Origin of the sequence: Streptomyces agglomeratus, assembly GCF_001746415.1 — a bacterium.
Classification (GTDB): domain Bacteria; phylum Actinomycetota; class Actinomycetes; order Streptomycetales; family Streptomycetaceae; genus Streptomyces; species Streptomyces agglomeratus.
In genome coordinates, this window is sequence record NZ_MEHJ01000001.1 from 1,843,950 (window position 1) to 1,864,332 (window position 20,383).

General features: G+C 71.0%; 16 protein-coding genes. 1 reads left to right on the forward strand and 15 read right to left on the reverse strand.

Features of this window, described 5'->3' with window-relative positions:
• Window positions 1-9: 9 nt before the first annotated feature.
• The 11 genes from AS594_RS07800 to AS594_RS07845 all read right to left on the reverse strand — a co-directional run bounded on the left by AS594_RS07800 (window position 10) and on the right by AS594_RS07845 (window position 12,152).
• On the reverse strand, window positions 10-1,170 hold the full coding sequence (locus AS594_RS07800; protein ID WP_069926282.1) for a branched-chain amino acid ABC transporter substrate-binding protein: 1,161 nt from the start codon (window positions 1,168-1,170) through the stop codon (window positions 10-12).
• A 38-nt stretch (window positions 1,171-1,208) separates the two neighbouring features.
• Window positions 1,209-2,393 (reverse strand): aminotransferase class I/II-fold pyridoxal phosphate-dependent enzyme, encoded by a 1,185-nt coding sequence (locus AS594_RS07805; RefSeq protein ID WP_069926283.1) that lies wholly within the window; start codon window positions 2,391-2,393, stop codon window positions 1,209-1,211.
• A 55-nt stretch (window positions 2,394-2,448) separates the two neighbouring features.
• On the reverse strand, window positions 2,449-3,438 hold the full coding sequence (locus AS594_RS07810) for an aldo/keto reductase family protein (RefSeq protein ID WP_069926284.1): 990 nt from the start codon (window positions 3,436-3,438) through the stop codon (window positions 2,449-2,451).
• Window positions 3,438-5,516 (reverse strand): molybdopterin-containing oxidoreductase family protein, encoded by a 2,079-nt coding sequence (locus AS594_RS07815; protein WP_069926285.1) that lies wholly within the window; start codon window positions 5,514-5,516, stop codon window positions 3,438-3,440. The genes AS594_RS07810 and AS594_RS07815 overlap by 1 nt, the downstream gene beginning before the upstream one ends.
• Window positions 5,517-5,610: 94 nt before the next feature.
• Window positions 5,611-6,867: an ATP-grasp domain-containing protein gene (locus tag AS594_RS07820; protein ID WP_069933237.1), complete on the reverse strand. Its 1,257-nt coding sequence runs from the start codon at window positions 6,865-6,867 to the stop codon at window positions 5,611-5,613.
• Between the two features lie 49 nt (window positions 6,868-6,916).
• The gene (locus AS594_RS07825; RefSeq protein ID WP_069926287.1) at window positions 6,917-8,236 is read right to left on the reverse strand and encodes an MFS transporter; all 1,320 of its coding nucleotides are present in this window, start codon (window positions 8,234-8,236) and stop codon (window positions 6,917-6,919) included.
• On the reverse strand, window positions 8,233-9,096 hold the full coding sequence (gene dapF, locus AS594_RS07830; protein WP_069933236.1) for a diaminopimelate epimerase: 864 nt from the start codon (window positions 9,094-9,096) through the stop codon (window positions 8,233-8,235). The genes AS594_RS07825 and dapF overlap by 4 nt, the downstream gene beginning before the upstream one ends.
• Window positions 9,097-9,145: 49 nt before the next feature.
• Window positions 9,146-9,835, reverse strand: a complete 690-nt coding sequence (locus AS594_RS07835) for a 2OG-Fe dioxygenase family protein (RefSeq protein ID WP_069926289.1) — start codon at window positions 9,833-9,835, stop codon at window positions 9,146-9,148.
• 38 nt (window positions 9,836-9,873) lie between these two features.
• Window positions 9,874-10,917, reverse strand: coding sequence for an iron-containing redox enzyme family protein (locus AS594_RS07840; RefSeq protein ID WP_069933235.1), 1,044 nt, complete (start codon window positions 10,915-10,917; stop codon window positions 9,874-9,876).
• A gap of 484 nt (window positions 10,918-11,401) precedes the next feature.
• Entirely contained in the window at window positions 11,402-11,578 is a 177-nt protein-coding gene (locus AS594_RS44565) for a hypothetical protein (RefSeq protein ID WP_167368003.1), read from the reverse strand.
• Between the two features lie 292 nt (window positions 11,579-11,870).
• A complete protein-coding gene (locus AS594_RS07845; RefSeq protein ID WP_141743798.1) occupies window positions 11,871-12,152 on the reverse strand; it encodes a hypothetical protein in 282 nt (93 codons plus the stop codon).
• Window positions 12,153-12,838: 686 nt separating this feature from the next.
• Between AS594_RS07845 and AS594_RS07850 the strand changes: the two genes are divergently transcribed.
• The gene (locus AS594_RS07850) at window positions 12,839-13,705 is read left to right on the forward strand and encodes a LuxR C-terminal-related transcriptional regulator (RefSeq protein WP_240508962.1); all 867 of its coding nucleotides are present in this window, start codon (window positions 12,839-12,841) and stop codon (window positions 13,703-13,705) included.
• A 470-nt stretch (window positions 13,706-14,175) separates the two neighbouring features.
• Here AS594_RS07850 and AS594_RS07855 read toward each other — a convergent pair whose 3' ends face one another.
• From AS594_RS07855 to AS594_RS07870, 4 genes are read right to left on the reverse strand one after another with little or no spacing between them, the layout of a single operon-like run.
• Window positions 14,176-15,393 carry an aromatic ring-hydroxylating oxygenase subunit alpha gene (locus tag AS594_RS07855; RefSeq protein WP_079144740.1) on the reverse strand — a complete coding sequence of 406 codons (1,218 nt, stop codon included), beginning with the start codon at window positions 15,391-15,393 and terminating at the stop codon, window positions 14,176-14,178.
• Window positions 15,390-16,601 (reverse strand): N-methyl-L-tryptophan oxidase, encoded by a 1,212-nt coding sequence (gene solA / locus AS594_RS07860; protein ID WP_069926293.1) that lies wholly within the window; start codon window positions 16,599-16,601, stop codon window positions 15,390-15,392. The genes AS594_RS07855 and solA overlap by 4 nt, the downstream gene beginning before the upstream one ends.
• A 15-nt stretch (window positions 16,602-16,616) precedes the next feature.
• Window positions 16,617-19,067, reverse strand: a complete 2,451-nt coding sequence (locus AS594_RS07865) for a GcvT family protein (RefSeq protein WP_107357963.1) — start codon at window positions 19,065-19,067, stop codon at window positions 16,617-16,619.
• Window positions 19,067-20,152 carry an S-(hydroxymethyl)mycothiol dehydrogenase gene (locus tag AS594_RS07870; RefSeq protein WP_069933232.1) on the reverse strand — a complete coding sequence of 362 codons (1,086 nt, stop codon included), beginning with the start codon at window positions 20,150-20,152 and terminating at the stop codon, window positions 19,067-19,069. The genes AS594_RS07865 and AS594_RS07870 overlap by 1 nt, the downstream gene beginning before the upstream one ends.
• Window positions 20,153-20,383: the final 231 nt, after the last annotated feature.

The following is a 20,383-nucleotide window of genomic DNA, read 5'->3' on the forward strand; positions in this document are numbered from 1 at the left end:
GGGTCGCCGCTACTTCCCGCTGTCCGCGAGGACGAACCGGCCGCCGCGCCGCTCCAGGACCACGAAGCCGCCCTGGGAGAGCGTGTGGTCCTTCGTGAAGGTCAGCGGGCCGGAGAAGAGCGGGAAGCCCTTGAGGCCCTCCAGCTCCGCGACCACGTCGGCCGATTCGGTGGAGCCGGCCTTCCCGATCGCTTCGGCCGCGACCCGCACGGCGTCGTAGGACTGGGTGGAGAACGGGCCGGGCCGGGCTCCGAACTTCTTGCGGTACGCGGCGACCCACTTCTCGCCGCCCTTGATCGTGTCGGGGGTCTGCGTCATGGTCGCGAGCACGCCGTCGGCGTTGCCGCTGCCGGCGATCTTCGCGAGGGAGTCGCTGACGGCGCCGTCCGCCACCATGATCGTGCCCTTGTAACCGGCCTGCCGCAGCTGGCGGACGAGCAGGCCGCCCTCCTTGTCGTACCCCGTCCAGTAGACGAAGTCGGGCTTCTCGTCGAGCAGGGCGCCCACGACGCCGCTGTAGTCGCTCTCGCCCGGGGTGAGGGACAGGGCCGCCACCTGCTCGGGTCCGCCGTCCTTCTTGAGGCGCGGGCCCATCAGTGTGGCGATGTTCTTGGCGTAGCTGGTGCTGTCGTGCACCACCGCCACGCGGCCGGCCTTCTTGTCCTCCATCCAGGCCAGGGCGGCGTCGGCCTGCTGGGTGCCCGTTCCGTTGATCAGGAAGGTGCTCTTGATGCCTTGCTGGTACAGCTCGTCGGAGTTGGCCGCCGGGATGACCATCGGGATCTTGGCCTTGGCGAAGACCGGCAGGGTCGGCAGGGTCGCACCCGAGCAGTATCCGCCGACGGAGACCGCGACTTTCGCGGTGACGAGCTTGTTGGCCGCGGCGACCGCCGTCTTGGGGTCGCACGCGTCGTCCTCGACCCGCAGCTCCAGATCGCGGCCGAGTACGCCGCCCTTGGCGTTGATCTCGTCGATGGCGAGCTGGGCGCCGTTCTTCATGTACGGGCCGATGTCGGCGCTGGTCCCGGACATCGGGACGGCCATGCCGAGGATGACCGGGCCGTCCTGTCCGGCGCCGTCGTCACTCCCGGCCAGGAGACCCTGGCTGCATCCGGACACCAGCAACCCGGCCATCGCCGTCACGGCGGCCAGCAGCGTCTTCCTGCTCATGTGGAAACAACTCTCCATTGTCGTACGGCGTGTGGTGTTCACTGCGTGGGTGCCGGGGGTGTGTGCCGCGCCGGTGCCGGTGCCCCGGCCGGCCGCTGCCCGTGGACGGCCGCCAGCTCCTTGAGCACCGAGGCCGTCCTGTCGAGCGCGGCGGCGAGGTAGGCCGGGTCGTGTCCGTGGGCGATCCGCAGATGCCCCTCCGTGCCGAAGTGGGCTCCCGCGCCGACCAGTACGTCGCCCCGCGCGCGCAGCGTCTCGGCGACCTGACGGCTCGGCAGGTCGAGGTGGTAGGCGACGAACCCCAGGGCGGTGGCCGGGGGCGGGACGTACGACACCAGGTCCCCGTGCGCCGTCACCCAGTCGTCGAGCCAGGTCCTGCTCTCGCGGATCAGGTTCCGGTACCGGTGTGTCAGACGGGTGCGGTTGCGCTCGGTCAGCGCGATCTCCGCGAGCGCCATGGAGACGGAGCCGGTGGACACGGTGGCGTACTCGTGGCGCCGCCACAGGTCCGTGAGGGCCTCCCTGGGGGCGACCAGCCAGCCGACGCGCAGACCCGGCATGCCGAATGCCTTGGACAGGCTGCCGACGCAGATCACCCGCTCGTAACGGCCCCAGAAGCTGGACGTGACGGCGTCGGTGAGGAGTTCGGTGCCCCGGTGCACCTCGTCGGCGAGGATCCAGGCGCCCGCCTCGGCGGCGATCGCCACGATCTCGTCCATCTCCTGCTCGGTGAGGATCGTGCCGGTCGGGTTGTTCGGGTTCGTGAGGGCGATGAGCCGGGTCCCGGGGCCCACGGCCGCGCGCAGCGCCTCCAGGTCGGGGCGCCAGCCTGCGGCCGCCGTGGAGTGGATCTCCTCCACGCGGGCTCCCGCGTTCACGGCGCAGCCCCAGACCTGGCGGTAGCCGGGCGCGAAGGTCACCACGTGGTCGCCGGGACGCACCAGCGCGTCGATGGCGATGGAGTTGGCCTCGGCGGCGCCGACCGTGACGATCACGTCGTCCGGCTGCCCGCAGTGGTGCTCCGCGATGAGCTCCCGCAGCCGCTCCTGTCCCCGCTCGGGCGGGTAGTGCAGCGGGGTGTCCAGCAGGTGGTCGAGTACGTCCTCGCCGTCCAGGAGTTCGCGGACGGTGACCGGCCGGCACCCGCTGTCGGCAAGGCTGTACTGTGCGGCTCCGTCGTCGAGCGACTGCCATTCGAGGAGCTCGAACGGGGCATAGTCCATGGGTGCTTCCTCGGAACGTGGCGGGGTGGGTCGGGGGTTACCAGGCACTGGGGGGCTACCAGGCACTGTCGGTCTTCTTCGGATCGCGCTCGACAACCGGGTCGAGGATCTCGTCGATCTGCTTCATGAGGTCGGCGTCGAGCGTGGCTTCGGCGGCCACCACGTTGTTGCGGACCTGCTGGGGGCGGGACGCCCCGACCACGGCCGCGGCGACGTTGGGGTTCTGAAGGGTCCAGGCGATGGCGAGCTGAGCCCTGGTCAGGCCGGCCTCACGGGCCAGGGGGGCCAGCCGCTGCACCCGCTCCAGAACGTCGTCGCGCAGGAACCCGGCGACCCACTGGGCGCCGTTCGCGTCGGCCGCGCGCGAGCCCGCGGGAGCCGGACGGCCCGGCAGGTACTTGCCGCTCAGCACGCCCTGCGCGACGGGCGACCAGACCATCTGGCTCAGGCCCTCCTGCTCGCAGAGCGGGACGACCTCCTCCTCGATCACGCGCCACAGCATCGAGTACTGCGGCTGGCTGGCCACGAAGCGTTCGAGTCCGAGTTCGTCGGCGAGGCGCAGCGCCTGCCGGATCTCGTCGGCCGTCCACTCGGAGACACCGATGTAGAGGACCTTGCCCTGCCTGATCAGGTCGTCGAAGGCCCTGAGCGTCTCGGCCAGCGGAGTGTCCCGGTCGAAACGGTGCGCGTAGTAGATGTCCAGGTAGTCGGTGCCCAGCCGGCGCAGGGATCCGTGCGCCGACTCCATGATGTGCTTGCGGGACAGTCCCCGGTCGTTGGGGCCGCTGCCGACCGGGAGGCACACCTTCGTGGAGATCTCCAGGGATTCCCGGCGGTGGCCCTTGAGCGCGCGGCCGAGGACCTCCTCGGCCCTGGTCCCGGCGTAGACGTCCGCCGTGTCGAAGGTGGTGATGCCCACGTCGAGGGCGGCGGCGACGCACTCGGCGGCCGTGTCCTCGTCGATCTGGGAGCCGTGGGTCAGCCAGTTGCCGTACGCGATCCGGCTGACCTTCAGTCCGCTGTTGCCGAGCCTGCTGAATTCCATCAGTCCTCGTCTCTGCTCGGGCGGTCGATCGGTTCGACCTCCACCCGGTTGTCGTGAAAGACGGCTCCGCCGCCCATGTCCGCGTCGCGCTCCTCGGTCGTGGCGTTGACGCCGAAACCGTCGTGGAGCTTCGGCCAGTGGCCCTTGGGGCTCGATGCCACGCCGGGCCGGACCGTGTCGTCGACGCGGGCCGCTGCCGTGAAGGAACCGCGGGCGTTGAAGACCCGTACCGGGTCGCCCGCCGTGATGCCCCGTGCGGCGGCGTCGAGGGGGTGCAGGACCACGTACGGGTCACCGGCCCGGCGCCGCAGCTTGGGCTTGTTGCCGAACACCGTGTTGAGGAAGAAGTGCGAGGCTCCGGAGAGCAGCACCAGGGGGTAGCGGCCGGCCAGCTCCGGATCCGACACCTCACGGGCGGGCGTGAAGCCGGCCAGGGGGTCCAGGCCCTCGGCCGCGGCCCGCTCCGACAGGAACTCCAGCTTGCCCGAGGGGGTGGGGAACCCGTCCTTGTACGGGGCGAAGGAGGCGGGATAGGCGAGCCGGGCCCAGCCGTTCTTGCGCAGGTGCTCCAGGGTGATCCCCTCCAGTGAGGGGTGTTCGGAGTCCAGCAGCTGCCGCGCCAGTTCCTCGTCCGAGTCGTACAGGCTCGGCTCCGTGAGCCCCATGTGGCGGGCCAGCCGGCGGAAGGTCTCGGTCGTCGACAGGCACTCGCCCGGCGGGGGTACGGCCGGCTCGTTCCAGGTGAGGTAGAGGTGGCCGTAGCCGTCGTGCAGGTCCATGTGCTCCGGCTGCATGGTGGCCGGGAGCACGAGGTCGGCGTAGTCGGCGGTGTCCGTCTGGAAGTGGTCCATGACGACGGTGAAGAGGTCCTCCCGCTCCAGGCCCCGGCGGATCCGGTTCTGGTCCGGCGAGCTGGCCACCGGGTTCGCCCCGTACACCACCAGCGCCTTGACCGGCGGGTCCGCCGCTTCGAGCAGTCCTTCGGCCAGCCGCGTCATGGACAGGGACCGCACCGGGCCCGGTCGCAGGTCGTCGCGGTACAGCGCCTCGCGGTTGCCGCCGAAGTACCCGTCGGTCGTGTAGTGCAGGCCGCCGCCGGGCAGCGCCCAGTCGCCGGTCACGCCGGGAATGCAGGCGAGGGTGCGTACGGCCGTGCCGCCGCCGGCGTGGCGCTGGATGCCCTGCGCCACGCGGATCGCGGTCGGCCGGGTCGTCGCCAGCCGCTCGCCGAGACTCACGATGACGGCCTCGTCGAGGCCGGTCAGCCGGGCGACACGGGCGGGCGTGAACTCCATGACCCGTTCGCGGAACTGCTCCCAGCCGACGGTGTGGCGCTCCAGGTACGCGCGGTCCTCGGCGCCCATCGTGACGACGACGTGGAGCAGCCCGAGGGCGAGCGCGGCGTCGGTGCCCGGCAGGGGGGCCACGTGCTCGTCGGCCTGCTGGGCGGTGCGCGTCCTGACGGGGTCGATCGCCACGACCTGGGCACCGGCCCGGCGGGCCTGCTGGATCGGCTTCCACAGGTGGTGGCCGGAGCTGAGGGTGTTCGTCCCCCACAGCAGGATGAGCCGGGAGTCGCGCAGGCCCTCCGGGTCGAGGCCCCGGCTGGTGCCGAGGGTGTATTCGAGCCCCGCGAGACCGGCGATCGAGCAGATGGTCATGTCGTGCTCCGACGCACCGAGCACGTTCCAGAGCCTGCTCCCCGCTCTGCCCTGAAGTCCCTGGAGGAAGCCGAGCGTTCCCGTCCCCTGGTAGGGCCAGATCGCCTCGCCGCCGTAGCGGTCGACGATGCCGGTGAGCCGCTGGGCCATCTCCGTCAGCGCCTCGTCCCAGGTGATCCGCTCGAACTTCCCCTCCCCCTTGGCGCCGACGCGGCGCAGGGGATACAGAAGACGGTCGGGAGCCCGGGTGTGCTCGAGGAACTGGTTGACCTTCACGCACAACGCGCCCTGCGTGTACGGGTGGTCGGGGTTTCCCCGCATGTCGACGGCGGCGCCGTTCTCGATCGTCAGCAGCCAGCTGCAACCGTCCGGGCAGTCCAGCGGGCATGCCCCCGGAACGGTCTTCGACTCGGTCACGCTACCTCTTCCCCCGTTGCTCACCACTGACTGTCGGTCCCCTCCGGACGGCTGGTGCCGGCCGCCCGGAGGGGGAGGCACATCGCCCCGCTCGTTACTCCAGCTCGAGCTCGATCAACGCGGTCGCGTCGAGGAGCCGCTGGTTGACCTCTTCGTGCGTGTCGGCCTCGACGTACACGTACAGCGCGTCCTGCTGGACGGCGTCCGGCACGGTGACCAGGCGGGCGCCCGGTTCGAGGACGACCTCGATGTCGAAGACACCGGGGCTCTTCCACGCGTCCTCGAGGCCCTTCACGGACTTGAGGACGCCGGGGACCGAGGGGCACACGGCGCGGTAGCCGGCGTAGCCCTTGCGGCGCGGCTCGATCTCGGGGCGGTGCCCCAGCGCGATCTCGATGGCCGCGCCCATCAGGTCGACGCCCAGCGAACGGGCGATGATCTGCGGGACCCGCTGGCCGGCGGGGCGGGGGTGCAGTTCGAGCAGTCGGGGTCCCCTGCTGGTCATCCGCATCTCGGCGTGCACGACCGCGAAGTCCAGGCCGAAGCCCTTGATGGTCGCCTCGTTGGCCGCGAACGCCTCGGCGACGGTCTGCTCCGGGAAGGCGGTCGGGGTGATGAACTCGACCTCCGGGAAGATCGGGCCGGGCATCAGTTCCGGGTTGTCGGAGATGTTGTGGAAGAGGATCTCCCCGTCGAAGACCAGGGCGTCCACCGTGACTTCGAGACCATCGAGGTACTCCTCGACCACGAGGTCCGCGCAGTCGCTGAGGTTGAGGCCCACCTCGCGCGCCTTGGTGAAGGCGGCCTCCACCTCGGACTCCTGGTGCGCCAGGACCACACCCGCGCTGCCGGTGCCGTACGTGGGCTTGATGACGACCGGGTAGCCGATCTTCGCGGTGGCTTCGAGGGCCTCTTCCAGGGTGTGCACGAGGATGCTGGCCGCCGACGGCAGGCCGAGCTCCGCGAACCGCTCGCGCATGGCGTTCTTGTCCCGCAGGGCGGCGGCCATCGACGGGGAGGGGCCGTTCAGTCCGAGCTTCTCGGCGACGTGGGCCATGACCGGCACCGCGCTGTCGAAGGTGGTGATGATCCCCTCGACGCCCTGCTCACGGCAGAAGTCGGCCACGGCGGCGACGGTGGCGTCGAAGTCCGTGTAGTTCTCGACCGAGAGAGGCAGGATCTCGTCGCAGAACTCCTTCTCCCAGGTCACCGCTTCCTTGATCAGGACGGTCCGGATACCGCGTTCCCTGGCCGCCTGGAACAGGAGCGGCTTGGACGGGCCCGCGGCCCCGAGGATGAGAAGTGTCCTGCCTTTGAGGGCCGTTGCCTCGTCCGTGGTGTTCTCGGGCATGCGCAGTCATTCCTTCGATGGTGGAGAAAGTGGGGGTACTGAAAAGTCCTCAGGCCGCTCGGCGGGCACGTCTCAGCAGCACCGAGAGCAGTGCGGCCGACAGCAGCGTGGCGAGCGCCATGGCCGCGAACATCGACCAGGCGGGCGCGAACGTACCGCCGACGCCGATGGCCGCCAGCAGCAGGAGCTGCACGATGGACGACGCGAACTGGATGCCGCTCAGGACCCGGCCGAGTACGGCCGGCTCCGTCCTGGCCTGTACGTAGGCGGGGAACAGGATTCCCGAGCAGCTGATCGCGAGGCCGAGCAGCACCGAGGCGGGAAGCGAGTAGCTCATCTCCGCGATGACGGAGAAGACGAGCATCGTCACGGCGATCGCCACGAGGGAGTGGACCAGCAGACGCAGCTCGTCCGTGATCCGCCCGGCGAACCGGGAGATCACCATCCCGGCGAGCAGGGCCCCGCCGCCCCAGGCTCCCTCCAGGAGGCCGAAGCCGACCGGGCCGGCGCCGAGCTGCTCCTTGGCGAAGACCGGCAGCAGCGCGTTGGAGGCCGCCAGCACGCTCAGCGGCAGGATGGAGAACATGACGACCAGCAGATGGGTGCGGTTCGCCGCGACGCTCCGCGCAGCGACGCCCAGGTCGTGCCGCCAGCCGCTGCCCGCCGGCGCGGCGGGCCCGTCCTGCACGGCGGGCATGTCGGGTCCGGCGGGCACACCGGGGACACCGGGCACACCGGCACCGGGCACGGCGGCCACCGCGACCGGGGGTGAGGCCGGCGCGGCGGCACCGGGGACCAACTGGAGCGCGACCGCGGCCACCAGGTAGCACAGTGCGGCCGTGTACAGCCCGATCGCCACACTGCCGCCGCCCACCAGGAGCCCGCCCAGCGCGGAGGCGGCGATGCCGCCGACCTGGGTGGCGATCTGCCAGGTCGCGTTGCCCGTGACGAGCTTCTGTCGGGGCAGCACCTGGGGCAGCATGGCCCCGTAGCACGGCAGGGTCACCGCGTTGCCCAGCCCCAGCACCAGGGTGACCGCGTAGACGTGCCACAGGGCGAGCGGCGCCGCGCTGTGCAGCACGGCGAGAGCCACCACCGCGCCGACCCTGGTCAGTTCGGCGATCTGGCCGATGCGCCGGCGGTCGTAACGGTCGATCAGCACACCGCCGTACAGCGCCGCGAACACGCTGGGTACGGTCATCGCGATGGCGAGCCCCGCGACTTCGGTGCTGTTGCCGCCCTGGTCGATGAGGAGCCAGGCCGTGGCGATGAAGTAGACACCGGTGGCGGCGACCGAGGCGAGCCTGGTCGTCAGCAGGGGGAAGAACCCCCGCTGTGCGACCGTCCGGGTGTCGTCGACACGGATCACGCCGGTACTCCCTGGCCCAGGCGGGCGCGGAAGGCCGGCGAGAAGTCTCCGGTGGCCACCTGCTCGGCCGTACCGGTCATCGTGATCTCGCCCTGCTCGCCGACCGACACCTCCATGGTCCCGCCCGCCATCTCGACGACGACGTGCTCGCCGACCAGTCCGAGCCGGTGCGCCGCGGCCGTGGCCGCGCAGGCGCTGCTGCCCGAGGCGAGGGTGTAGCCCGCGCCGCGTTCCCACACCTCGATCCGGATGGTGCCGCGGTCGAGGACGCTCAGGAACTGGACGTTGGTGCCCTCGGGATACGCGGGGTGCCAGGCGATCAGCGGGCCGAGTTCCCGGGCGAGGTCGGCGCTGACCTCGTCGAGCGGCACCACCGTGTGCGGGTTGCCCAGGTGCAGGCCGATCACGTCGAGGTGGCGCGCCCCCGCCGTGAGGCCCACCGGGGCGTCCGTGGCGAACGCCGGCACGCCCATCTCGACCCGGACCCGCCCCTCGGCGAAGTCCAGGATGTCGGCGCGGGAGTCCCCCGCGACGGTCCTGAGGACGACGGAGGTCTCCGCCGGCTCCTCGGGCCGCACCGGCCCGGCTCCGTAGTGCTCCGCCAGGTAAAGGGCGAACATCCGCAGCCCGTTGCCGCTCTTCTCGCACGGGCTGCCGTCGGAGTTGAAGATGCGCAGTCCGACGGGCTCGCCCGGGCGGGGTTCTGCCGTGGGTCCGATGAGCACACCGTCCGCGCCGACGCCCAGGTGCCGGTCGCACAGCAGCCGGACCGTCTGCGCGGTGGCGGTGAAGTCCACGCGCAGTGGATCGATCACAAGGTAGTCGTTGCCGAGTGCCTGGTACTTCGTGAAGTCGCTCATCAGTCCCGCTCTGTTCCCGAATCCGTTGCGGTGCGGCCGGTGGGGCCGGTCAGGCCGGGCGGTCGGCCAGCGCCCGCTCGTCGTGCTCCTCGCCGTACCACTTGTCGCTCCAGCGGGAGAACGCGACGATGACGATGTCGCGGTGGCCCGGCCCGCCGTCGGCGGACAGGACGTCGGTGACGTCGTGGGCCAGCGCGCGGTCGTCCAGCAGCACAGCCTGGTTGGGGTTGAGGGTGCCCTCCCAGAAGGGGGCGTCCGCGCCGGGCTCCCAGAGCCGGGTCTCCCCGCCGGCCACGTTCTCCCTGCGGAAGACGGCGATCATGACGAACTCGTGGCCGTCGTGGTGCACACCCTCGGGGGTCAGCGGACCGGGCTTCCCGCCGTCGGCGCGGGTCCGGTTCTGGTGCACGTTGATCTGCCAGTCCTCGGACCGGTCGAGACCCAGCTCGGCGGCGCCGATGGCGATCAGCGGAGTGAAGTCGACCTGGATCGGCTCGTAGACCCGGCGGATGCCGCCGCCGACGGAGTTGAACGTCTTGTACGTCGTGTAGTCACGGTGCGGCAGCAGCTCGAAATGCCACTCACCGTCCTTGGACTTCAGCCGGTACTGGTCGAAACGCTTGAAGCGCGTGCCGTTTCCCATGTAGTCGTCGACGGGCAGATCGTCGTAGCTGGCGAGGAGGTCCGCCGATGCCTCGGGCAGGTCGACGACGGTGAATCCCTGTGCGTTCAGGGGCATGACACAGCCTTTCGGGAAAGAGGTCGGGGAATGCGCGATCAGGCGGCGGCGACCGGCATGCGCTCGTCGAGGTAGCGGGCCGACGAGTTCAGCCGCCAGAGCGTGCCGCGTGCGATGGCCCGGCGCATGTGGGCCGATTCGGCGGCCGGCAGCACCACGTTGTGGAACCATCCGGCGGCGTGCTGGGAATCCACGGTGATGTGCAGCCGGTGGTAGACGATGCCGATGTCCGGAAGACCGAGCCGCTCCCAGGCGTGCACGACCTGGACGAACCGGTCGGGCACCATCCACTCGGTCATGCCGAGGAAGCCGACGGCCTCCGGGTAGAACTTGCGGTACCTGGAGAGCATGACCGCGAGGTTCCCCGAGAGCAGGGCGTTGGCCGTGAGGCTTCGCTCCAGCTCCTCCGGCGGGATCTCGAACACCTCGTAGATCTTGTTGAAGAGCAGAGTGTGCACCTGGTCCGGGTCGCCGTTGCCCATCTCGTCCCAGAAGTTCGCGGCGATCTCCATCTTGGCCCGCCCCGAAGTGCCGACCTGCATCATGGCGAGCAGGTCGTCGAAGCGGCCGTCGACCACCGACTCCTGCATCACGTAGTTGCGCAGGTCGTCCGCGTCGGCCTGGTTGCGGATGAACTCGTGGTAGTACGGGTGCTTGAAGACGCGGTGTCCACGGGCCAGTTGCTTCAGCCAGGACAGGTAGGCGCGGGGCTCCTCGGGAGCCTGCTCGAGAAGGCCGGGCTCGATCCAGTCGTCCTCGACCTGCGCGGTGGCTTCCTCCAGGAGGCGGGTCACCTCGGACACGAAGACGGAGCCTTCGGCCGTCGTCGTCTCGGGGAGCACGGTGTGCATCTGGTAGATCCGGGCCAGCAGCAACTGCTGGGCGTAGAAGGCTGCCTGATCACCTACGAGGGATTCGGCGTTGAGCTTGCGCACCCCGTCGATCAGCCTGTCCCTGTCCTCGCCGGTGATCTTCGCGTCGACTTCTGCGGCGTCAGTGGTCAGCCAGCCCGACACCTCGTCGACGAGGGCGAGCGGGTCGTGCGGCACTGCGGTCCGGGCGGGTGTCTCACGGGTTTCCATGGAAAGGTTCCTTGTGTGTGCGGTCGTACGACTGGGCGCCGGTGCGGGTGTGCACATGGCGCGCATGAGGCGACCCCGCGGGCGCCGGCCGCACAGCTGCGGCCGGCGACAAGGCAGGCGGGCCCGCGCCTTGTCCAGGACGGTCAAGGACGGGACTGGCGGGGGGTTTTCGGCGGTCGGGGGGTCGGGCCCGAGCGCCGTGGGTACGGACAGGGCCGCGGTCCGGCGGCGGCGCGGCGGGCGCCGCGCGACGCGGTGGAGTCCACGTCGGCGGCCGCATGCCGTTCTCGTCCGCCGCGCGGGCCCGGCGGTCGGGCCCTCATCGGGCGGAGCCCGGAAGGCGCCCGCCTCTCCTGCCGGCGGAGGACCGCTCACAGGCGGCCTGCCGGGCGCCGGATCGCGGGATCATTCCCGTGAACAGCCCCGGCTGCCGCGGGGGTTCAGGGGAGACATGGGGTGCGGGCCGTGGGCCGGTGCGAACCGGTCACTGCCATCCGGCGTCGTCGATCGCGCCCTGGGGCGCGGGGTTCTGCCAGCCGGCGTCCAGCGGGGTCGCCGCGGGAACGGTGTCCGCGAGCGCGGTGCCGGTCGAGGCCCACGTGCCGGTTCCCAGCACCAGAGCCATCGCGACGGCTCTGCCCGCGACCTTCAATCGATCCATTTTTCGCTGTCCTCATCCATCAGACTTCGGTCGAGCTCTTCGCCACCGAGTCTGGTTCAGGGGTGCGGCGAACTGAAGGGGGGACGGCGGGGGCAATGCGGCCATGTCCGCTGGTGGACAACCGTGGCTCAGGGGGCGGGGGGCCACGGCTGCCGGACGTGCGTCGAGGGGCGTTCGGTCATCCGCCTTCCCCCGGCCGCGCGGTCCATTCCCGCGGGTGGGGGCGGATTCCCGGGCGAGGGCGGAGTCAGGCGCGCGGGACCGGCACGCGGGCTGTCCGGCGGGGGGGCGGTCACCCGTCGTAGCCCGGCATGATCGGCATGATCGGCACTTCGGCGCGTACCAGCTCCCAGTTGCGCAGATAGGCGTGCCGGCAGCGGGCGGCGTCCCAGATGTCCAGCGCTGCCGCTTCCGCGGCCCTCAGCGAGTCGAAGGCCAGGTAGACGCCGATGACGGGACCGGGTTTGGCATCGGGGTGCAGAGCGATGTGCACCACTTCGGCGATATCCGCCGCGGCGGCCGTGATGGCCGCGCGGGTGCAGTCGGGCAGCAGATCACCCCGAGGGTGGGGCACCAGGTGAATGTGTACCAGATACACGGAGTTCCTCATGGAGTGATCGATATCGATTCATAGGGCTTTTGCAGCGATTCAACGTATACCGATCCCCTTTCCACCGGATGACTCTCGGCATTGTTGCCGCCGGAGGGGTGAATCGCCCCCTGCGGGTGGGCTTTCTTCGGCCCTGCTCACTCACGGAGAATGAGGAAACGGCTGCCGGTACCGGGCGAGCGGGCGGTGCCGGGTCGAAGGAGCGGCTCGCCGTGGACTCATTCGACCGCCCGGGGCCGCCGCGCGATCCTGTCTACCCGTCAGAACCGGAGGTGTCCAGCCACTCGGCACGTCCTGGATTCCGCATACGGGTGGAGAGGCCCCCGTAGGCGGAAGTGTCGGTATCCCGCCAACACGAACAAGCCAGGAGGGCAGGTTGCGGGCGGTTGAACTTTCCACGTTCCGCGCTTTGGAACCGCTAAAGTCTCTTTGATCGGCGAGCGGTTGAGGGTTAACCTGGCCGCTTCGTCCGGAGACCTGCGGGTCCAAGCGATGTGACACAGAACAGAGGGGGGCTTCTGGTGCTGGTTGAACTGGGGATCGACTCGATAACCGAATCGGTCTATCGCATACTTCTGACCAATCCGTCGGGTGGCATTCAACAATGGGCCGCACAGCTTGATCTGCCCGTCGCCGAGGTGCGGCGCTCTTTGGACCAGCTGAGCGAGATGTCCCTGGTAACGATGTCCACGGAGGACAGTCCGCAGGTGCAGGTCATCCACCCTCTCCTGGGCCTGGAGGCGCTGCTCGCTCGCCAGCAGGCGGAACTGGCAGCCCGTCAGCAGCAGGTGGAGGAGACGCAGGCGGCCGCCGCCGAGCTGCTCGCCTTCTACGCCCACAAACAGTCCACGTCGAGCGCCGGGGTGCAGTTCCTCGACGGAATCGACGCGATCCGCAGCTACATCGTCACGCTGCACAGCAGGGTACGGGAAGAGTTCCTCACGTTCGCCCCCGGCGGACCGCAGACGGCCGAGAACATGCGCGCGTCCCGGCCCCTGAACACCAGAATGCTGAAGCGCGGTGTCCAGATGAGAACGATCTACCTCGAAAGCATCCGCCGTGACCGGGCCACGATGGAACACGCCCAGTGGCTGGAAAGCCTCGGTGCCAAGATCCGCACGGCGCCCGCCCTCCCCAACCGCGTCATCATCCACGACCAGCGGACCGCACTGATCGCCACCGACATCGAGAACACGGCGGTCGGGGCGGTCGTCGTGACGAACCCGGGCATGATCTCGCTGCTGTACACCTTGTTCGAACAGGTCTGGCAGTCGGCCGAGCCGTTCGACGCCTCTCCGGAGCGGACCCCCGGAAAGCTCACGGCCCAACAGGCCGAGGTTCTCCGTCAGATGACCCAGGGGCGCACGGACGAGGCGATCGCGGCGAGCCTCGGCGTCTCGACCCGCACCGTTCGCCGCATCTCCACCAACCTGCTTCAGCTCGTCGGCGCCCAGAGCCGCTTCCAGGCCGGTGTCCACGCCGTGCAGCGCGGGTACCTTCCCGCCACCCCGCAGTAGGCCCCGGACACGGAGGGGCTGTTCCTGCCGGCCGGCAGGAACAGCCCAGTACCCCGAGGGCGGTGAACGGACCGGGTGGACCGGCTCGGCGCGGGGCGATGCCCCCGCCGGAGCGCATGACCGCATGACGGCATGACGCCGTGTCCGGGCGGGGCAGGGCCACACGCCCGGACCGTTGCGACCGCCCTCACGAGCGGCGTTCGGGCTTCCCGTGCTCCGCGTCCGCCTCCGGTACGTACGCCGAGCAGTCCGGGTTCCGGCAGGGGCCGGGGCGCCAGACGGGCACGAAGACCCCCAGGGATTTGTGCCGCTTGATTTCGGACGCGACGGGTTGCTTGCAGACCGGACAGACGTGTCGGGCCCGCGTCTGTGACTCACGCTGATTAGTGCCCATATCTCCACGTTATGCCCGCTCTGCGGAATAGAACAGACCGTAATGCCCCGGCTAGACACTCTCCGTGAGCGATCGGTCACCGTGCGCGTGAAGGGCGTGCGGCCGGGGCTCCCCCACCGGAACCGGGGGGCGTCGCCGCGGCCTGCGGGCCGCGTTGCCCCGCGTCCCCGCCCGGGATCTCCAGCCTCTCCCTCACCCAGCCGTGGAACGCTCCGATGTGGTGCTCCGCCGGGACCAGCACGCCCCCGTCGCGGTAGGCGCGCGAAGCCATGGCCGGCTGGGTCCGTTCGCAGGCGTCGAAATCCTGCACGTTCACCCGGTGGAACAGCTCCACCGACTTGTCCAGGTCCGCCCCCGACTCCACGACCCCCGGGGCGTACAGCCAGTCGCACTCCACCACCGTGCGGTCCTCGGCCAGCGGGAACATCCGGTGGACGATCACGTGGTCCGGCACCAGGTTCACGAAGACCTGCGGCCTAATGGTGACCGCGAAGTAGCGGCGGTCCTGTGCGTCGGTGATACCCGGCAGCCTCCCGAAGCCGGCGCTGCCGTCGACCGTGAAGCCCTGCGCCTCCTCGCTGAACTCGGCGCCGTGCCCGACGTAGTACTGCGCGGCCAGGCCGTCCGCGAACTCCGGCAGTACGTCGGTCAGCTCCGGGTGGATCGTCGCGCAGTGGTAGCACTCCATGAAGTTCTCGACGATCAGCTTCCAGTTGGCCGCCACGTCGTAGCCGATCCGCCGCCCCAGGGCCAGCTCCTCGGTCGCGTACCGCTCGATCGTCACGGTGTCGCCGAGCCGCTCCACGACGGCGCCGACGACGGTGTCCTCGAAGGACGGCGGCTCGTCGGCGAGGCAGATCCACGCGTAGCCGAGCCATTCCCGCAGAGCGACCTTCACGAGGCCGTACTCGGTGCGGTCGATGCCGGGCATCTGCCGGAGGTTGGGCGCGGCGACGAGCCTGCCGTCCAGTGCGTAGGTCCAGGCGTGGTACCGGCACACGAGGTTGCGCCGCACCTCCCCCGCGTCCTCGGTGCACAGCCGTGCGCCGCGGTGGCGGCACACGTTGAGGAAGGCACGCAGCTCGCCGGTACGGGTGCGCGTGACGATGACGCTCTCGCGGCCCGCCCGGACCGTGCGGAAGGCGCCGGGGCGGTCGAGATCGGCGCTGCGCACGGCGCAGTACCAGAGTGCCTCGAAGATCCGCTCCTGCTCGTCGCGGAAGATTCCGGGATCGGTGTAGAAACGGCCGGGCAGGGTGGAGATCAGGCCGGCGGTGCTCGTGGTGGTCGTCATGGCATGGGCTGCCTCTCGGCTCGGGCGGGCGCGGGGGCGGCGGGCACGTACGCGGGCTCTGCGGTGAGCCTGCGGGGGTCGAAGAGCTCGATGGGGTGCCGGGTCTCGCCCGTGAGCGCCAGGTCGGCGACGATCTCGCCGACGACGGGCACGAACTTGAAGCCGTGCCCGGAGAATCCGCAGGCGACGGTGACCGCGTCGGGGTGCCCCGGGTGCCGGGCGATCACGAAGTGTTCGTCGGGGGTGTTGGAGTACATGCAGGTGGCGGCCTTGAGGAAGGTCCCGGGCAGGGCCGGGATGTGCCGGGACATGTGCCCCGCCATGGCCGCCACTTCCTCGTCGTGGACCGTCCGCTCGATCGTCCGCGGGGTGCAGACGGTGCCCTTGCGGAAGAAGGCGACCTTGGCGCCGGAAGCCGGCCCGTCGATCGCGGGGAAGCCGTAGACCTGCACCCCGTCCGCGTCCTCCCAGATGTAGACGGGGTGCTTGTCCGGGAGGAAGGGCTCGACGCCGCCGCTGGGGCCGAACCAGTACATGACCTGCCGCTCGATGGCGAACGGCACCCCGATGTCGCCGAGCAGCCGCGGCGCCCACGCGCCGGGACAGATGACGAGGTGCCCGGCCGTGTACGTGTCCTCCGCCGTGTGCACGCGGACTCCCCGGCCGCCTCCGAGCGCCTCCCAGCGGGTCATGGGCTCCTCGAAGTGCAGGTCGGCGCCCCCCTGGGTGGCGAGCTGGACGTGCGCGGCGACCGTGTTCTCGGGGCGGACGTACCCGGCGCGCTCCTCGTGGAGCGCCACCTCGTCGTCGCGGGGCGTGAGCGTGGGGTAGCGCCGGCGGATCTCCGCCGCGTCCAGCATCTCGTGCGGCAGGTCCCACTGCCGGGCGGAGAGCAGGGAGCCCGCGACGGTGCGCGATTCGGGGCGCCCGACCATGACGCCGCCGCAGAGGGTGACGACGTCGCGGCCCGTGTCGCGTTCCAGCCGCTCGTAGAGCTCGTACGCGCGGAGCAGGAGCGGTACGTACGCCGGGCCCTCGAAGTAGGACTGCCTGGTGATGCGCGACCCGCCGTGGCTGGAGCCCTTGCTGTGGACCGGGCCGAACTTCTCCAGGCCCAGCACCCTGGCGCCGCGCGCGGCGAGATGGTGGGCGGCGGCGCTCCCCATGCCGCCGAGGCCGACGACGATCACGTCAAAGGTGGGTGGCATCTCGCGAGACCTCGCTCACTTGAGGATGTGGGTCATCTGCGGGTCGAAGAGCGGCTCTTCGGCGACGGTCGCGGCCGTGCGCCCGCCGAAGTAGGCGATGCGGACGGGCGTGCCGGGCGCGAGGGGCGGCAGCCAGGCGTAGGCGACGCAGCGGCCGAGCGTGTAGCCGTAACCGGCGCTGGTGACGTGACCGGCGGGGCGTCCGTTGCCGTCGGCGTACACCGGCTCTTTGCCGAGGACGACGGCGGCGGGGTCGTCGAGGGTGAGCGCGGTGAGCCTGCGGGCCGGCTCACCGAGCGCTTCGAGGGCCGCGCGGCCGGTGAAGTCGCCCTTGTCCATACGGACGGCGAAGCCGAGACCCGCCTCGTACGGGGTGTGTTCGGCCGTCATGTCGTGACCCCAGGCCCGGTAGCCCTTCTCCAGGCGCAGGCTGTTGAACGCCGAGCGGCCGGCCGCGACCACACCGTGCCGCTGCCCGGCCTCCCAGAGCGTGTCCCAGAGCCTGAGCCCGAGATCGGCGGTGGTGTAGAGCTCCCAGCCGAGCTCGCCGACGTAACTGAGGCGCATCGCCGTGACCGGGACCTCGCCGATGTGGGTCCGCCGCGCCCTGAAGTAGCCGAAACCCTGATGGGAGAGGTCGTCGCGGGTCAGCGGCTGCACGAGGTCGCGGGCGAGCGGGCCCCAGACGCCGACGCAGCAGGTGCCCGCGGTGATGTCGCGGATCTGTACGTCGTCGGGGGCGGCCCGCAGGAGCAGGTCGAGGTCGGCGGGCGAGTTGGCGCCGATCTGGAAGTGGTGTTCGGCGAGCCGGGCGACGGTGAGGTCGGAGAGGATGCCCCCGGCCTCGTCGAGGAGCAGGGTGTACGTCACCGAGCCGGGCTTCCTGGCCACGTTGTTGGTGGTGGTCCGCTGGAGGAGGCCGAGGGCGCCGGGCCCGGTGACCTCCAGGCGCCGCAGCGGCGTCATGTCGTACAGGGCGACCTTCTCGCGGGTCGCCTTCGCCTCGGCGGCGGCTGTCGGGGACCAGTGCGTGGCGGACCAGGCGTCGCGGGGCGGGAGGGTGATCGCCTCGGCGAGCGGGGCGTTGGCCTCGTACCAGTGCGGGCGTTCCCAGCCGCCGCCCTCCAGGAAGTGGGCGCCGAGCTGGAGCTGGCGGGCGTAGAAGGGGCTGACGCGCAGGGGGCGGGGGCGCTCCGGCGGCTGGAGCGGATGGACGATGTCGTACACCTCGACGAACTGGCGGGCCGACCGCTCCTCGACGTACGCCGGTGAGCGCTGCGCGGTCTCGAAGCGGGTCAGGTCGCATTCGTGTACGTCGAGGGAGGGCCGGCCCTCGGTCATCCACTCGGCGAGCGCCTTGGCGACGCCGGCGGAGTGGGTGACCCAGACGGCCTCGGCGAGCCAGAAGCCGCGTGGTTCGCGGGTCTCGCCGAGGAGGGGCATGCCGTCGGGGGTGAAGGAGAAGACTCCGTTGAAGCCCTCGTCGACGCGTGCGGCGGCGAGGGCGGGGAGGAGCGCCTTGGCGTCCTCCCAGCTGGGCGCGAAGTCGTCGGCGGTGAAGGGGTACGAGGAGGGCATGACGGGGGCGTCGTCGTAGCGCGGGACGGTGAACGGGTCGACGGGCAGCGGCCGGTGGGCGTAGGAGCCGATGCCGAGGCGGTCGGCGTGCTCACGGAAGTAGAGGTCGCGGTCCTGGTGCCGCAGGATCGGCCGGGTGGCCTCCCGGACCGCGCCCGCGAGCTCGTCGAGCGGGGTCGTACGGGCGTACTGGTGGGCGAGCGGCAGCAAGGGGACGTCCACGCCGGCCATGCGCCCGATCACCGGCCCCCAGAAGCCGGCGGTGGACACCACGTGGTCGGCGGGGAAGGTGCCCCGGTCGGTGACGACGCCGGTGACCCGGCCGCCGCGCTGCTCGATTCCGGTGACGGTCGTACGGTCGAGGAACCGGGCGCCGCGCGCGGTGGCCGACTCCCGCTGCGCGTGGGAGGCGGGCAGGGCGCGGGCGAGGCCGTCGCCCGGGGTGTGGAAGCCGCCGAGTACGCGGTCCGGGTCGAGGAACGGCCACAGTTTCAGGCACTCGTCGGGTCCGACGACCTCTCCCCCGACGCCCCAGGAAGCGGCGAGTCCGGCCCTGCGGTGCAGGTCGGCGAGGCGGTCGGGGGTGGTGGCCACTTCGAGGCCGCCGACGGGGGCGAAGCAGGCCCGTCCGCCGGGCGCCCGCAGGCCGCTGAACTTGTCGACCGTGTAACGGGCCAGATCCGTGAGGCATTTGGAGGCGTTGGTACGGAAGACGAGCCCCGGCGCGTGCGACGTGGAGCCGCCGGGGGCCGGCAGCGGGCCCTGTTCGACCACGGTGACGTCGGTCCAGCCCCGGGCGGTGAGTTCGTCGGCGAGCGAGCAGCCGACGATGCCGGCGCCGACGACGACCACGCGCGGGACGGCTCCCCGGTCTCGTACCGTCGCCATCAGAGCACCACGACCGACCGGAGCACTTCACCGCGCCGCATCCTGGCGAGGGCCTCCTCGACGTCCTCCAGGGCGATGGTCTCGCTGACGAAGGCGCCGAGATCGAGCTTTCGGCTGAGGTACTGGTCGATGAGGACCGGGAAGTCCCTGCTGGGCAGGCAGTCTCCGTACCAGGACGACTTGAGGGCGCCCCCGCGCGAGAACAGGTCGATCAGAGGGATGTCGAGCCGCATGTCCGGTTCCGGTACGCCGACCTGGACGAGCGTCCCCGCGTGGTCGCGCATGTAGAGGGCCTGGCGGTACGTCTCGGGGCGGCCCACGGCGTCGATCGCGACGTCGACGCCGAAGCCGCCGGTGAGTTCGCGTACGGCCTCGACGGCGTCCGTTCCGAGGGAGTTGACGGTGTGGGTGGCGCCGAAACGGGTGGCGCCGTCGAGTTTGGCGTCGTCGATGTCGACGGCGATGATCCGGCGGGCGCCGGCGAGCGAGGCCCCGGCGACGGCGGCGCACCCGACACCGCCGCAGCCGATGACCGCGACGGTGTCACCGCGGCCGACGCCCCCGGTGTGGACGGCGGCTCCGTATCCGGCCATGACGCCGCAGCCGATGAGGCCGGCGGCCTCGGGGCGGGCGGCGGGGCTGACCTTCACGGCCTGGCCGGCCGCGACGAGGGTCTTCTCGGCGAAGGCGCCGATGCCGAGGGCCGGGCTGAGCGGGGTGCCGTCGAGCAGCGTCATGGGCCGGGTGGCGTTACGGCTGTCGAAGCAGTACCAGGGGCGGCCCCGGCGACAGGAGCGGCAGTCGCCGCAGGGGGCGCGCCAGGCGAGGACGACGTAGTCACCGGGGCTGAGGTCGGCCACGCCCTCGCCCACCGCCTCGACGACGCCGGCGGCCTCGTGACCGAGCAGGAACGGGAAGTCGTCGCTGACCGCGCCCTCCCGGTAGTGCAGATCCGTGTGGCAGACCCCGCATGCCTGGACGCCTATCAGGACCTCTCCCGGTCCTGGATCGGGGACGGTGATCGTCTGCGTCCCGACGAGGGCGCCCCTCTTGGTGGCGACGACCGCACGGACCTCATGAGGCACGATCCGACCCCTCTCTTGTTGCGCATTGCACCACTGGTTGCGCGATGAGAGACATACTGTGAATGCGATCGCGGGGCCGTCAAGGGGGCGGATCGGCCGCAGAGCACGCGGCCGCCCGGCGGTGCGACCCGGTAGCCGGACGGGCCGAACACCGATCGTCCGCAGGGGTGTTCAGCCCGTCCGGTTTCCGGCCCGCCGGTCTCCAGCCCGCCCGCCGGGTGTCCAGCCCGT